A 12,198-nucleotide genomic window follows, 5' to 3' on the forward strand; every position below is an offset into this window, starting at 1 on the left:
CTCGGGTCGAGTCGGGCGTGCGCGATTGTAATGGGCTTGGCTCGGCTTGGGAAGGGTGGCGCGGTTCAGGGCTCTGCCCGGGGGGTGCTTCCTTGGGCGTCGAAGCCGCGCTGCAGGCGCACGACTTCGGGCACGCGGCGGATGGCCCGCATGATGCGGGCAAGGTGGATGCGGTCGGCCACTTGCAGGGTGAAGGAGATGGCCAGATACAACCCCTGGTGGGCTTCCATCTGCACGGCGAGGATGTGTCCGTGCTCGGCGGCGATGGCGGCGGTGATGCGCGCGAGCATGCCGACGGCGTCGCGGGCGAGCACGCGCAGCCCCACTTCGAAGCGGGTGGTTTCGGGGCGGTTGGGATCCCAGTCGACGTCGATCCAGCGCCGGTCGCCGCCCTGGCGGCGCAGGCGCGGGCAGTCGTGGCGGTGGATCTCCAGGCCGTGCCCTTTGCTGAGCAGCCCGACGATGGGGTCGCCGGGTAGCGGATGGCAGCAGCGGCCGAAGACGACGGCTTGCCCTTCGTCGCCGCGGATGAGCACGGGGCCGGAGGCGCGCGGCTTGAGCACGCCGGGGCGGCCGGATTCGAGGTCTTGCGCGTGGGTGAGCTCTTCGGCGATCTGCGCCGGGTTGAGGTGCCCCAGGCCGATGTCTTCGAGGAGTTGTTTCTTGCTGCGGCCGGTGTGCTGGCGCAGGAGGCGGTCCCAGGCGAAGACGCTGATCTGCCCCAGCGTGAGGCCGCGCGGGCGCAGCGCCTGGTCGAGCAGACGCTCGCCGAGCGAGACGGCCTGCTCGTTTTTCTGGTGGCGCAGGAAGTGGCGGATCTCGGCGCGGGCCTTGGCGGTGCGCACGTAGTTGAGCCAGGCGGGGTTGGGGCTGGGGTAGGAGGAGGTGATGATCTCGACCCGGTCGCCGTTGGCGAGCTCCGTGCGCAGCGGCATGAGTTCGCCGTTGATGCGGCAGGCGATGCAGCGGTGGCCGACGTCGGTGTGGATGGCGTAGGCGAAGTCGACGGGGGTGGCGCCGCGCGGCAGGGCGAAGATCTCGCCGCGCGGGGAGAAGACGAAGACTTCGTCCGGGTAGAGGTCGATCTTGAAGCTTTCGAGGAAGTCGCGCGCTTCGGGGTCGTTCGATTGCAGCTGCACGAGCGATTGCAGCCAGGCGTGGGTCTGGCGCTCGAAGGCGTCGACGCGCTCGCCGGCGTCTTTGTAGATCCAGTGGGCGGCCACGCCGTCTTCGGCGAGCCGGTGCTGGGTTTGGGTGCGTACCTGGATTTCGACGGGAATGCCCTGCGGGCCGATGACGGTGGTGTGCAGCGACTGGTAGCCGTTGGGCTTGGGCAGCGCGAGGTAATCCTTGAACTTGCCAGGCACCGGCTTGAAGGCGGCGTGCAGCGCGCCGATGGCGAGGTAGCAGCTCTTTTCGTCGGGCACGACGACGCGAAAGCCGAAGAGGTCGAGGATCTGCTCGAAGCGCAGGTGCTTGCTGCGCATTTTCTGGTAGATGGAATAGAGGTGCTTGCGCCGGCTGCTGATCTGGGCTTCTACCCCCCAGACGACGAGCTGGCGTTCGATGAGTGTGCGGATCTTGTCGAGGAGTTCGTCGCGCGTTCCGAGCGCGGCTTCGACGGAGTGGGCGAGCACGGCGTATCGCCAGGGATGGCGGTGCTGGAAGGCGAGATCTTGCAGTTCGCGATAGAGGGTGTTGAGCCCGAGCCGGTTGGCGATGGGGGCGTAGATCTCGAGCGTTTCCTGGGCGATGCGGCGGCGCTTGGCCGGGGCGACGGCGCCCAGCGTGCGCATGTTGTGGGTGCGGTCGGCCAGCTTGATGAGGATGACGCGCAGGTCGCGCGCCATGGCGAGCAGCATCTTGCGGAAGTTTTCCGCCTGGTTGTCCTCGAGGCTCTGGCTTTCGAGCCGCTCGATCTTGGTGAGGCCGTCGACGAGCTCGGCGGTGACCGGGCCGAAGCGGTGGGCGAGCTCGCTCTTGCGGATGTGCGCGTCTTCCATCACGTCGTGCAAGAGCGCGGCGGCAATGGCGGAAGCATCGAGCTTCCAGTCGGCCACCAGGGAGGCGACGGCGATGGGATGCGTGACGTAGGGTTCGCCGCTCGCACGCTTCTGGCCTTGGTGCGACCAGGCGGCGAAGCGGGCGGCGTCGTCGATGCGTTCGACTTCGGCGGAGGGGAGATAGCCGAGGAGCTTCTCGCGCAGGGCGCCGTAGGATGGCGGCAGCTCCACGGAAACGAAGGGTTCGCGCGCCGCGGAGCTCTCGTCGGGGGGGGAGAGGATCTCGGCGGCGGGCATGGCGGTCTCAGCTCTGGGCGCGGTCGAGGATGTCGCGCCCGACTCTGCCGGCGGCGATTTCGCGCAGCGCAATGACGGTGGGTTTGTCGCGTTCGCGCCCGCGATCGAGCGGCACGAGCGGTTCGGCGCCGATGGAGAGCTGGCGCGCGCGGGTGGCGGCGGCGAGCGTCATCTCGAAGCGGTTGGGGATGTGCTTGAGGCAGTCTTCGACGGTGATGCGGGCCATGGGGTCATTCCTGTAGGAGTTGGGCGAAGTAGGCGGCGTGGCGGCGCTTTTGCACCGGCAGCCGCAGGCGCGCGGCGCGCACGACGGCGGTGAGTTCGTCGATGGCGCGCTCGAGCCGGTCGTTGATTATAACGTAGTCGAATTCTTCCACGTGGCGCATCTCCTCGCGGGCGGCGGCCAGGCGCCGGGCGATGGTGGCTTCGCTGTCGGTGCCGCGGCCGCGCAGGCGCGCTTCGAGTGCCTCGAGCGAGGGCGGCAGGATGAAGATGCTCACGGCGTGCGGGAACATCCGGCGCACCTGGCGCGCGCCCTGCCAGTCGATTTCGAGGAGCACGTCGCGGTCTTGCTGCAATTGGGTTTCGATCCAGGTACGGGAAGTGCCGTAGTAGTTTCCGTGGACTTCGGCCCATTCGAGAAGTTCGCCGCCGTCGCGCAGGCGCAGGAATTCTTCCCGGCTGACGAAGCGGTAGTCGCGCCCGTCGACTTCGCCCGGCCGCGGGGCGCGGGTGGTGTAGGAGATGGACAGCGCCAGCCCCGGCTCGCGTTCGAGCACGGCATGCACGAGGGTGGTCTTGCCGGCGCCGGAGGGGGCGGTGACGATGTAGAGGGTGCCAAGAGGCTGCGCGTTCATTCGAGGTTCTGCACCTGTTCGCGGATCTGTTCGATGAGCACTTTCATCTCGAGCGCGAGGCGCGACAGTGCCAGGCTGCCGGCCTTGGAAGCGAGGGTGTTGGCTTCGCGGTTGAATTCCTGCAGCAGGAAGTCGAGCCGTTTGCCGACGCTTCCGCCGCGGGTGAGCGTGCGTTCAAGTTCCTGGAGGTGGGAGGAGAGGCGGTCGAGCTCTTCGGCGACGTCGAGGCGCTGGGCGACGAGGGCGACTTCCTGCTCCACGCGCTGGGGATCGGGCGTCTGGCCGAGCGCTTCGAGCGCTTCGAGGAGCTTGCGGCGCTGGGCCTCGACGGCTTCGGGCGCAAGCGCGCGGGCGCGCTCGACGAGCTCGGCGATGGTCTTGGCCCGTTCGCGGATGGCGGCGGCGAGCGCCTCGCCCTCGCGGGCGCGGTGCGCGAGGAGTTCGGCGAGCGCCGCTTCGAGCAGCTCGAGCAGGCGCCGCTGCGTTTCCTCGGGATCGAGCTCGGCTTCGCGCACCACGCCGGGCCAGCGCAGGATCTCGCCCACCGTGAGGGAGGCCGCTTCGGGCAGATGCCGGTGGATTTCGGTCTGGGTGAGGGCGAGCGCCTGCAGGGCGACGGCGTCGAGCGTGAGCGCCGCTTGCACGGGCGCGCTTTGCACTTCGAGCCGGCATTCGATCTTGCCGCGGGCGAGCGCCTTTTGCAGGCGTTCACGCAGCAGCGGCTCGAAGGAGCGCCAGTCCTCGGGCAGGCGGAAATAGAGGTCGAGGAAGCGTCCGTTGACGCTGCGCAGTTCGAGGCGCAGGAGCCGAGCGCCGATTTGGGTTTGCGCGCTGGCAAACCCTGTCATACTGTGTATCATTGAGTGATTCCACGCTTCGTCCGAGGCGGTTTATCATACCCGGTCCGGCCATGTCGACACAACAAAACGCTCCGTTGCCCGAGGGGTGGCTCGTGGAGGGCTACCGCATTCTCGACCTGCTCGCCAAGGGGGGGTTTTCTTTCGTCTATCGCGCCCGCGATCGCGAAGGAAAAACGGTGGCGATCAAGGAGTATCTGCCGCATACCCTGGCGCGACGGGAGGAAGGGGAGATCGAGCCGGAGATCCTGCCCGATTGCGAGCGGGCCTTCCTCTTCGGGCTGAAGTGCTTCTTCGAGGAGGGTCGCTCGCTTGCGCGCATCAACCACCCCAACGTGATCCGGGTGCTCAACTTCTTCCGGGCGAACCAGACCGTCTACATGGTGATGCAGTACGAGGAGGGGCGTACGCTCCTGCAGTACGTCCGCCAGAAGAAGGGCGGGTTGCGCGAGAGTTTCATCCGGGCGATGGGGTTGCGGGTCCTCTCGGGCCTGCGCGAGGTGCACACGCACAAGCTGCTGCACCTCGACTTGAAGCCGGCCAACATCTATCTGCGCCGTAACGGCGATCCGGTGTTGATCGACTTCGGCTCGGCGCGCCAGAGCCTTTCTTCCGATCAGGAGTGGGTGCGCACGATGTTCACCCCCGGCTACGCGCCGCCCGAGCAGCTCAGCGGAAGGCGTGAGCTCATCGGGCCGTGGACCGATCTCTACAGTTTCGGCGCCACGCTCTATACCTGCGTCACCGGCCAGGCGCCGCCGCGGGCGGAGGCGCGGCAGGAGAAGGATGATCTGCCGCAGCGCCTCGAACCCTACCGGGAGCACTATACGCCGGAGCTGATCGATCTCATCGTCGATCTGATGCGGCTCGATCCGGAGAAGCGGCCGCAGAGCGCCTATGCGGTGCAGAAGGTGCTCTCGGCCTACGTGCCGTTCTTGGTGGCCGCCACCGAGTACCGCTCGCTGATGCCTTCCCTTCCTGAAGGAGCCGAAAGATGAAATTCTCCATCCATCAGGCCACGAGCGTGGGTGGAAGGCCGGTGAACGAGGATAGGGTGGGCTACGCCTATTCGCGCGAGGCGCTCCTCATGGTGCTCTCCGACGGCATGGGAGGACATGCGGCCGGCGAAGTGGCGGCGCAGATCACGCTGCAGAGCCTCATCCAGGCGTTTCGCCTGTCGGCCAAACCGCGCGTCGAGGACCCCTTGAGTTTCCTGTCGCAGGCGATCATCAACGCGCACTATGCGATCCTGGAATACGCTCGGGTGAATCACATCGAGGGGAATCCCCGTGCGACGGTCGTCACCTGCCTCGTGCAGGAAGGGGGATACGCCTGGTGGGCGCACGTGGGCGATTCGCGCCTCTATCACATCCGCCATGGCAAGGTGCTCACGCGCACCATCGACCACTCGCACGCGCAGCTCCTGATCGAACAGGGGGTGCTCAGCGAAGCCCAGTTGCGCACGCACGACAGCCGCAACCGCCTCTATTGCTCGCTCGGCGGGGAAACCTTGCCGCACGTCGACTTCGGTCGGCGGGCGGTGTTGCAGGCTGGGGACGTGATCGCCCTGTGTTCCGACGGCCTGTGGGGCGTGCTCGACGACGAGGAGATCGCCGAGCGCCTCGCGCGCGGACCGCTCGTGCGGGTGGTGCCCGAACTGGTGGAGCAGGCGGAGATGGAGGCGGGGCCCAACTCGGACAACGTCTCGCTCATCGCCATGCGTTGGGAGGAGGGCGAACCCTCCTTGGCGCCGGACACGGTTTCCACCGAGACCATGGCGCTCGACCAGGTGACGACGGCCTTCTCTCTGCCGCAGCAGCCGCCGGGTTTTTCGGCCGAACCCCTCGACAACGAGGAGATCGAACGGGCGATCCGCGAGATCAACGAGACGATCCAGAAATTCAAGGGATGAGCCATGCGTCATGATGGCAGGCGCGCCGACGAACTGCGTCCGGTGCGCATCGAACGAGGCTTCACGGAATATGCCGAAGGCTCAGTGCTGGTATCTTTCGGGCGCACGCGGGTGCTATGCACCGCGAGCGTGGAAGAATCCGTGCCGCCTTTCCTCAAGGGGACGGGGCAGGGCTGGGTGACGGCCGAATACGGCATGCTGCCGCGCGCCACGCACACGCGCACGCCGCGCGAGGCGGCCAAAGGGAAACAGGGCGGGCGCACGCTGGAGATCCAGCGCCTGATCGGGCGCTCGCTGCGCGCGGTGGTGGACCTGGCAGCGTTGGGGGAGCGGCAGATCGTGCTCGACTGCGACGTGCTGCAGGCCGACGGCGGCACGCGCACGGCGGCGATCACGGGGGCCTGGGTGGCGCTCGCCGATGCGTGCGAGGCGCTGGTAGCGCGAGGGGTGCTCTCCGCTTCGCCCGTGCGCGACCAGGTGGCGGCGGTGTCGGTGGGACTCGTGGGGGGCGAGGCACTGCTCGATCTCGACTACGCCGAGGATTCCACCTGCGACACCGACATGAACGTGGTGATGACCGGCGCGGGCGGCTTCGTCGAGCTGCAGGGCACGGCCGAGCACGGGGCGTTCGACCGGAAGGCGCTCGAAGCCCTGCTCGCGCTCGCCGAGAAAGGGATCGGCGAGTTGCTTGTCGCCCAGCGGGAGAGCCGGGCGTGAGTTCGGGCAAACGCCGGGTGGTGCTTGCGAGCAACAACGCGAAGAAGGCGGCCGAGCTCGAGGCGCTGCTCGCTCCGCTCGGCTGGGAGGTGCTGGCGCAAGGGGCGCTGGGCATTACGGAGGCCGAGGAGCCGCATCCGACCTTCCTGGAAAATGCGCTCGCCAAGGCGCGGCACGCGGCGGCCGCTTCCGGCTTGCCGGCGATCGCCGACGACTCGGGCCTGGCGGTGCCGGCGCTCGGGGGAGCGCCCGGGGTACGCTCGGCGCGCTTCGCGGGGGAGCCTCGGTCGGACGCGCGCAACAACGTGGCGCTGCTCGCGGCGATGCAGGGGCTCGAAGGGGCGGCGCGGCGGGCGTTTTTCTATGGCTGCGTGGTCTTTTTGCGGTCGGCGGAAGATCCTCTGCCGCTCGTGGCCGAGGGGCGCTGGTGGGGTGAGATCCTCACGGAACCGCGCGGGGAGAGGGGATTCGGCTACGATCCGCTCTTCTACCTCCCGGCGCTGGGCAAGACCGCGGCCGAGCTCTCGCCGGAAGAGAAGAATCGCCTGAGCCACCGTGGCCGGGCCTTGCGCCGGCTGAGGGCGCGGCTCGCGCGGGAGGAGGCTTGAGCGCGTTCGATCCGGCGCGGGTGCCGCTGTCGCTCTACGCGCACGTGCCCTGGTGCGTGCGCAAGTGCCCCTACTGCGACTTCAATTCCCATCCGCTCGCAGGCGAGGTGCCGGAGGCGGAATTCCTCGCGGCGGTGGAAGCCGACCTCGCGGCCGAGGCCGAGCGCGCGGGCGGGCGGCCGATCGACACGGTCTTCTTTGGCGGCGGCACGCCGAGCCTGCTCTCGGGCGAAGCGCTTGCGCGGCTCATGGCGGCGATTCGACGGCACCTGCCGCTCGCGCCCAATGCCGAGGTTACGCTGGAGGCGAACCCCGGCACCTTCGAAGCGGCGCGCTTCGCGGCCTACGCGCAGGCCGGGGTGAATCGGCTCTCACTGGGGGTGCAGAGTTTCGACGACGCGGCCCTGCGGCGGCTGGGGCGCATCCACGACGGGACGCAGGCGCGCGCGGCGCTCGCCGCGGCGGTGCGCGTGTTTCCCCGCGTCAATGTCGATCTGATGATCGGCCTGCCCGGCCAGAGCCCGGCGGCGGCGCTCGCCGACGTGGAAGCGGCGCTCGCTGGCGGGGCGACGCATCTCTCCTGCTATCAGCTCACGATCGAGCCGAACACGCCTTTTGCCGCTGCGCCGCCGGCCTTGCCTGCCGACGAGGAGCTGGCGGCGATCGAGGCGGCGGTGGAGGAGCGGTTCGCGCGTGCGGGCTTCGTCCACTACGAGGTCTCGGCCTGGGCGCTGCCGGGGGAAGCCTGCCGGCACAACCTGAATTACTGGGGCTTTGGCGACTACCTGGGCGTGGGGCCGGGCGCCCACGGCAAGCTCAGCACACCCGGAGGCATCGTGCGGCGCATGAAGCACAAGCACCCGCGCCGCTATCTGGCGGCCGTCGCCCCTTTCGTGCAGGAAGAGGTAGTGGTGGCGCCCGAGGCGCTGCCGTTCGAGTTTCTCATGAACGCGCTGCGGCTGCGCGCGGGGGTGCCGCGGGAATGGTTCGCGGCGCGCACGGGGCTTTCTTTGGAGACGCTCGCACCGCGCTGGGCGCGGCTCGAAGCGCAGGGGCTGGTGGAGCCGCTTTCCTGGCGCATCGCCGCCACCGAGCGCGGCTGGCGCCTGCTCAACGCGGTGCTGGAAGCATTCTTGCCGTAAAATACGAGGCTTTCCGAGGAGCGTTGCAGCGGCGCCTCGCCGCCAGGCTCGGATGGGACAACGACGCTCGTGAAGCCCTGCCGCCGGCAGGTTTCACGGGCGTTTCGCTTTTATGGAGGAAAGAGGCATGCAAGCGGACCGGACCGAGGAGCTCGTGCGCCTGCTGCGCGAGCGCGTGCTGGTGCTCGATGGCGCCATGGGGACCATGATCCAGCAGTACCGGCTGACGGAAGCCGATTTCCGCGGCGAGCGGCTGCAGGATCACCCGGTGGAGCTCAAGGGCGACAACGATCTCCTGGTGCTCACGCATCCGGAGGTGATCGGCGAGATCCACCGCGCCTATCTGGAGGCCGGGGCGGACGTGATCGAGACCAATACCTTCAACGCCACGCGCACTTCGCAGGCCGACTACGGCCTGGCGCATCTCGCCTACGAGATCAACCGGGAAGCGGCGCGGCTTGCCCGAACGCTGGCCGACGCATACAGCACGCCGGACAAACCCCGCTTCGTGGCCGGCGTGATCGGCCCGACTTCGAAGACGCTGTCGCTGAGCCCCGACGTGAACGATCCCGGCTTTCGCGCCATCGACTTCGACACGCTCGCGGCCGACTATCTCGAATCGGCGCGCGCGCTGGTGGAGGGCGGGGCGGATCTGCTGCTCATCGAGACGGTGTTCGACACCTTGAACGCCAAGGCGGCGGTGTTCGCCCTCGAACGCCTCTTCGAGGAGCACGGCCGGCGCTGGCCGGTGATGATCTCCGGCACCATCACCGATGCGGCCGGGCGCACGCTCTCGGGGCAGACGCCGGAAGCCTTCTGGGCTTCGCTCGCGCACGCACGCCCGCTCACTTTCGGGCTCAACTGCGCCCTGGGGGCGCGTGAGCTGCGTCCGCACGTGGAGACGCTCGCGCGCCTGTGCACCACCTTCGTTTCGGCCCACCCCAACGCGGGGTTGCCCAATCCGCTCTCGCCCACCGGCTACGACGAGACGCCCGAGGCGCTCGCCACGGAGATCGCCTCCTGGGTCGAGGCGGGTTGGGTGAACCTGGTGGGCGGGTGCTGCGGCACGACGCCGGCGCACATCGCGGCGATCGCTCGGGCCGTGGAAGGCCGCGCGCCGCGCCCGCTGCCTCGGGCCAAACCCGTGATGCGGCTCGCAGGGCTCGATCTCTTCGAGATCGGGCCGGACTCGCTCTTCGTGAACGTGGGCGAGCGCACCAACGTGACCGGCTCGAAGAAGTTCGCCCGCCTCATCCTCGAAGAGAAGTACGACGAGGCGCTGTCGGTGGCGCGCCAGCAGGTGGAGGCCGGCGCGCAGATGATCGACGTCAACATGGACGAGGCGATGCTCGATTCCACCGCAGCGATGACGCGCTTCCTGCGGCTCGTGGCCGTGGAGCCGGACATCGCGCGCGTGCCGGTGATGGTCGACTCCTCCAAGTGGGAGGTGATCGAGGCGGGGCTCAAATGCCTGCAGGGCAAGGGCATCGTCAATTCGATCTCGCTCAAGGAGGGGGAGGCGGCCTTCCTCGCGCAGGCGCGGCTCGCGCGGCGCTACGGGGCGGCGGTGCTGGTGATGTGCTTCGACGAGCGCGGCCAGGCCGACGGCTTCGCGCGCAAGATCGAGATCGCCGAGCGCGCCTACCGGCTGCTGGTGGCCGACGGATTCCCGCCCGAGGACATCGTGATCGACCCCAACGTGTTCGCCATCGCCACGGGCATTGCCGAGCACGACAACTACGCCGTCGATTTCATCGAGGCGGTGCGCTGGATCCACACCCACCTGCCGTACGCCAAGACGAGCGGCGGCATCTCCAACGTCTCCTTCGCCTTTCGCGGCAACGAGACCGTGCGCGCGGCCATCCATACGGTGTTCCTCTATCACGCCATCCGCGCCGGGCTCACCATGGGCATCGTCAATGCCGGGCAGCTGGGCATCTACGACGAGCTCGAGCCGCGGCTGCGCGCGCTGGTCGAGGACGTGGTGCTCAACCGCCGCCCCGGCGCGGCCGAGGAGCTGGTGGCCTACGCCCAGACCCTGCAAACGGGCGAGGCCAGGGCGGAAGAAGTGCAGGAATGGCGCTCATGGCCGGTGGAGAAACGCCTGGAGCATGCGCTCGTCAAGGGCATCACCGAGCACGTGGTCGAGGATACCGAGGAGCTGCGCGCGCGCTTCGCCGCCGAGGGCAAGGGGCCGCTCGCGGTGATCGAGGGGCCGCTCATGGCCGGCATGAACGTGGTGGGCGATCTCTTCGGTGCGGGCAAGATGTTCCTGCCGCAGGTGGTGAAATCCGCCCGGGTGATGAAACTCGCGGTGGCGCACCTGCTGCCCTACATCGAGGCGGAGAAGGCGAAGACGGGCGGGCATACCAAGGGGCGCCTGGTGCTTGCCACGGTGAAGGGGGACGTGCACGACATCGGCAAGAACATCGTCGGCGTGGTGCTTGCCTGCAACGGCTACGAGGTGCACGACCTGGGCGTGATGGTGCCGTGCGAGAAGATCCTCGCCGCGGCGCGCGAGCTGAAGGCGGATGCGATCGGGCTCTCCGGGCTCATCACGCCCTCGCTCGAGGAGATGGCGCACGTGGCCGCCGAGATGCAACGCCAAGGCTTCACCGTGCCGCTCTTGATCGGGGGCGCGACGACCAGCCGCACGCACACGGCGGTGAAGATCGCGCCGCACTACGAGGGGCCGGTGGTGTATGTGCCCGATGCCTCGCGGGCGGTGGGGGTGGTCTCGGCGCTGCTCTCGCCGGGCGAGCGCGAGGCGTACGTGGCCAAGCTGCGCGAGGACTACGCGCGCATCCGCGAGCGGCATGCCGCCAAGACCGGCTACACCCTGCTGCCGCTGGAAGCCGCGCGCGCCAACGCGTTTCGCACCGACTGGACGGCCTATGCGCCGCCGCGCCCGCGCCGCTTGGGGGTGTTCGCCGAGGAAGTGCCGCTCGCGCGGCTCGTGCCCTACATCGACTGGGGGCCTTTCTTCCAGACCTGGGATCTGGCCGGGTCTTTTCCGCAGATCCTGGAAGACCCGGTGGTGGGCGAGACGGCGCGCCAGGTCTATGGCGAGGCGCAGGCGATGCTGGAAGTGCTGGTGCGCGAAGGGTGGCTGAAGGCGCGCGCGGTGTGGGGGCTCTTTCCCGCGGCGAGCCTGGGTGAGGACATCGAGATCTACGCCGACGAATCGCGCCACGCACTCGCCATGGTGTGGAACGGCCTGCGCCAGCAGCACCAGCGTCCGCCGGGTCAGCCGAACCTGTGCCTGGCCGATTTCATCGCGCCCAAGGAAACGGGGGTGCTGGACTGGATCGGGGCCTTCGCCGTGACTGCGGGGCACGGCATCGAGGAGAAACTGGCCGAGTACGAGGCGGCGCACGACGACTATCACGCCATCCTGCTGAAGGCGCTCGCCGACCGGCTGGCCGAGGCTTGCGCCGAGTGGCTGCACGAGAAAGTGCGGCGCGAGGACTGGGGCTACGCGCCCGAGGAGCGGCTCTCGCCCGAGGAGCTGGTGGCCGAGCGCTACCGCGGCATCCGTCCCGCGCCGGGCTATCCGGCCTGCCCCGACCACACGGTGAAGGGGGACCTGTTCGCCCTGCTCGATGCGCCCGCGCGCGCTGGCATGACGCTCACCGAGCACTACGCCATGCGCCCGGCCGCGAGCGTGGCCGGGTTCTACTTCAGCCACCCCGAGTCGCGCTACTTCGCCATTCCCAAGATCGGGGAGGATCAACTCGCCGACTGGGCGCGGCGGCGCGGCCTGGCGCTGGAGGAGGCGCGGCGCTGGCTCGCGCCCATTTTGTAG

At 68.8% G+C, this 12,198-nt stretch carries 10 protein-coding genes and 1 riboswitch; of the genes, 6 read left to right on the plus strand and 4 right to left on the minus strand.

Features of this window, described 5'->3' with window-relative positions:
• Positions 1 to 65: 65 nt before the first annotated feature.
• The 4 genes from ASC37_RS00115 to ASC37_RS00130 are packed head-to-tail and all read right to left on the minus strand — an operon-like array spanning position 66 to position 4,005.
• The gene (locus tag ASC37_RS00115; protein ID WP_055422426.1) at positions 66 to 2,300 is read right to left on the minus strand and encodes a RelA/SpoT family protein; all 2,235 of its coding nucleotides are present in this window, start codon (positions 2,298 to 2,300) and stop codon (positions 66 to 68) included.
• Between the two features lie 7 nt (positions 2,301 to 2,307).
• Positions 2,308 to 2,526, minus strand: a complete 219-nt coding sequence (rpoZ, locus tag ASC37_RS00120; protein ID WP_055422427.1) for a DNA-directed RNA polymerase subunit omega — start codon at positions 2,524 to 2,526, stop codon at positions 2,308 to 2,310.
• Between the two features lie 4 nt (positions 2,527 to 2,530).
• Positions 2,531 to 3,157, minus strand: coding sequence for a guanylate kinase (gmk, locus tag ASC37_RS00125; protein ID WP_055422428.1), 627 nt, complete (start codon positions 3,155 to 3,157; stop codon positions 2,531 to 2,533).
• A complete protein-coding gene (locus ASC37_RS00130; protein ID WP_198288944.1) occupies positions 3,154 to 4,005 on the minus strand; it encodes a YicC/YloC family endoribonuclease in 852 nt (283 codons plus the stop codon). The genes gmk and ASC37_RS00130 overlap by 4 nt, the downstream gene beginning before the upstream one ends.
• 62 nt (positions 4,006 to 4,067) lie before the next feature.
• On the opposite strand from ASC37_RS00130, the gene ASC37_RS00135 reads away from it, so the two are divergent.
• The 6 genes from ASC37_RS00135 (at position 4,068) to metH (ending at position 12,198) form a co-directional block, all read left to right on the plus strand.
• Positions 4,068 to 5,012, plus strand: a complete 945-nt coding sequence (locus tag ASC37_RS00135) for a serine/threonine protein kinase (protein WP_082438313.1) — start codon at positions 4,068 to 4,070, stop codon at positions 5,010 to 5,012.
• Positions 5,009 to 5,926: a PP2C family protein-serine/threonine phosphatase gene (locus ASC37_RS00140; RefSeq protein WP_055422431.1), complete on the plus strand. Its 918-nt coding sequence runs from the start codon at positions 5,009 to 5,011 to the stop codon at positions 5,924 to 5,926. Before ASC37_RS00135 ends, ASC37_RS00140 begins: the two co-directional genes overlap by 4 nt.
• 3 nt (positions 5,927 to 5,929) lie before the next feature.
• Positions 5,930 to 6,643: a ribonuclease PH gene (gene rph / locus ASC37_RS00145; protein ID WP_055422432.1), complete on the plus strand. Its 714-nt coding sequence runs from the start codon at positions 5,930 to 5,932 to the stop codon at positions 6,641 to 6,643.
• Positions 6,640 to 7,251, plus strand: coding sequence for an RdgB/HAM1 family non-canonical purine NTP pyrophosphatase (gene rdgB, locus ASC37_RS00150; protein ID WP_055422433.1), 612 nt, complete (start codon positions 6,640 to 6,642; stop codon positions 7,249 to 7,251). Before rph ends, rdgB begins: the two co-directional genes overlap by 4 nt.
• Positions 7,248 to 8,393, plus strand: coding sequence for a radical SAM family heme chaperone HemW (gene hemW, locus ASC37_RS00155; RefSeq protein ID WP_055422434.1), 1,146 nt, complete (start codon positions 7,248 to 7,250; stop codon positions 8,391 to 8,393). The genes rdgB and hemW overlap by 4 nt, the downstream gene beginning before the upstream one ends.
• Before the next feature lie 9 nt (positions 8,394 to 8,402).
• Positions 8,403 to 8,469: riboswitch (S-adenosyl-L-homocysteine riboswitch) on the plus strand.
• 51 nt (positions 8,470 to 8,520) lie between these two features.
• Positions 8,521 to 12,198, plus strand: a complete 3,678-nt coding sequence (gene metH, locus ASC37_RS00160) for a methionine synthase (protein ID WP_055422435.1) — start codon at positions 8,521 to 8,523, stop codon at positions 12,196 to 12,198.

The organism is Tepidiphilus thermophilus, from assembly GCF_001418245.1.
In the GTDB taxonomy this organism is placed as follows: Bacteria; Pseudomonadota; Gammaproteobacteria; order Burkholderiales; family Rhodocyclaceae; genus Tepidiphilus; species Tepidiphilus succinatimandens.

Bases quoted from the DNA above. Each gene is read 5' to 3' on its own strand.
- rph (WP_055422432.1), top strand. From the start codon at position 5,930: ATGCGTCATGATGGCAGGCGCGCCGACGAACTGCGTCCGGTGCGCATC.
- ASC37_RS00140 (WP_055422431.1), top strand. From the start codon at position 5,009: ATGAAATTCTCCATCCATCAGGCCACGAGCGTGGGTGGAAGGCCGGTG.
- ASC37_RS00115 (WP_055422426.1), bottom strand. From the start codon at position 2,300: ATGCCCGCCGCCGAGATCCTCTCCCCCCCCGACGAGAGCTCCGCGGCG.
- metH (WP_055422435.1), top strand. From the start codon at position 8,521: ATGCAAGCGGACCGGACCGAGGAGCTCGTGCGCCTGCTGCGCGAGCGC.
- rpoZ (WP_055422427.1), bottom strand. From the start codon at position 2,526: ATGGCCCGCATCACCGTCGAAGACTGCCTCAAGCACATCCCCAACCGC.
- gmk (WP_055422428.1), bottom strand. From the start codon at position 3,157: ATGAACGCGCAGCCTCTTGGCACCCTCTACATCGTCACCGCCCCCTCC.
- ASC37_RS00135 (WP_082438313.1), top strand. From the start codon at position 4,068: ATGTCGACACAACAAAACGCTCCGTTGCCCGAGGGGTGGCTCGTGGAG.
- ASC37_RS00130 (WP_198288944.1), bottom strand. From the start codon at position 4,005: ATGACAGGGTTTGCCAGCGCGCAAACCCAAATCGGCGCTCGGCTCCTG.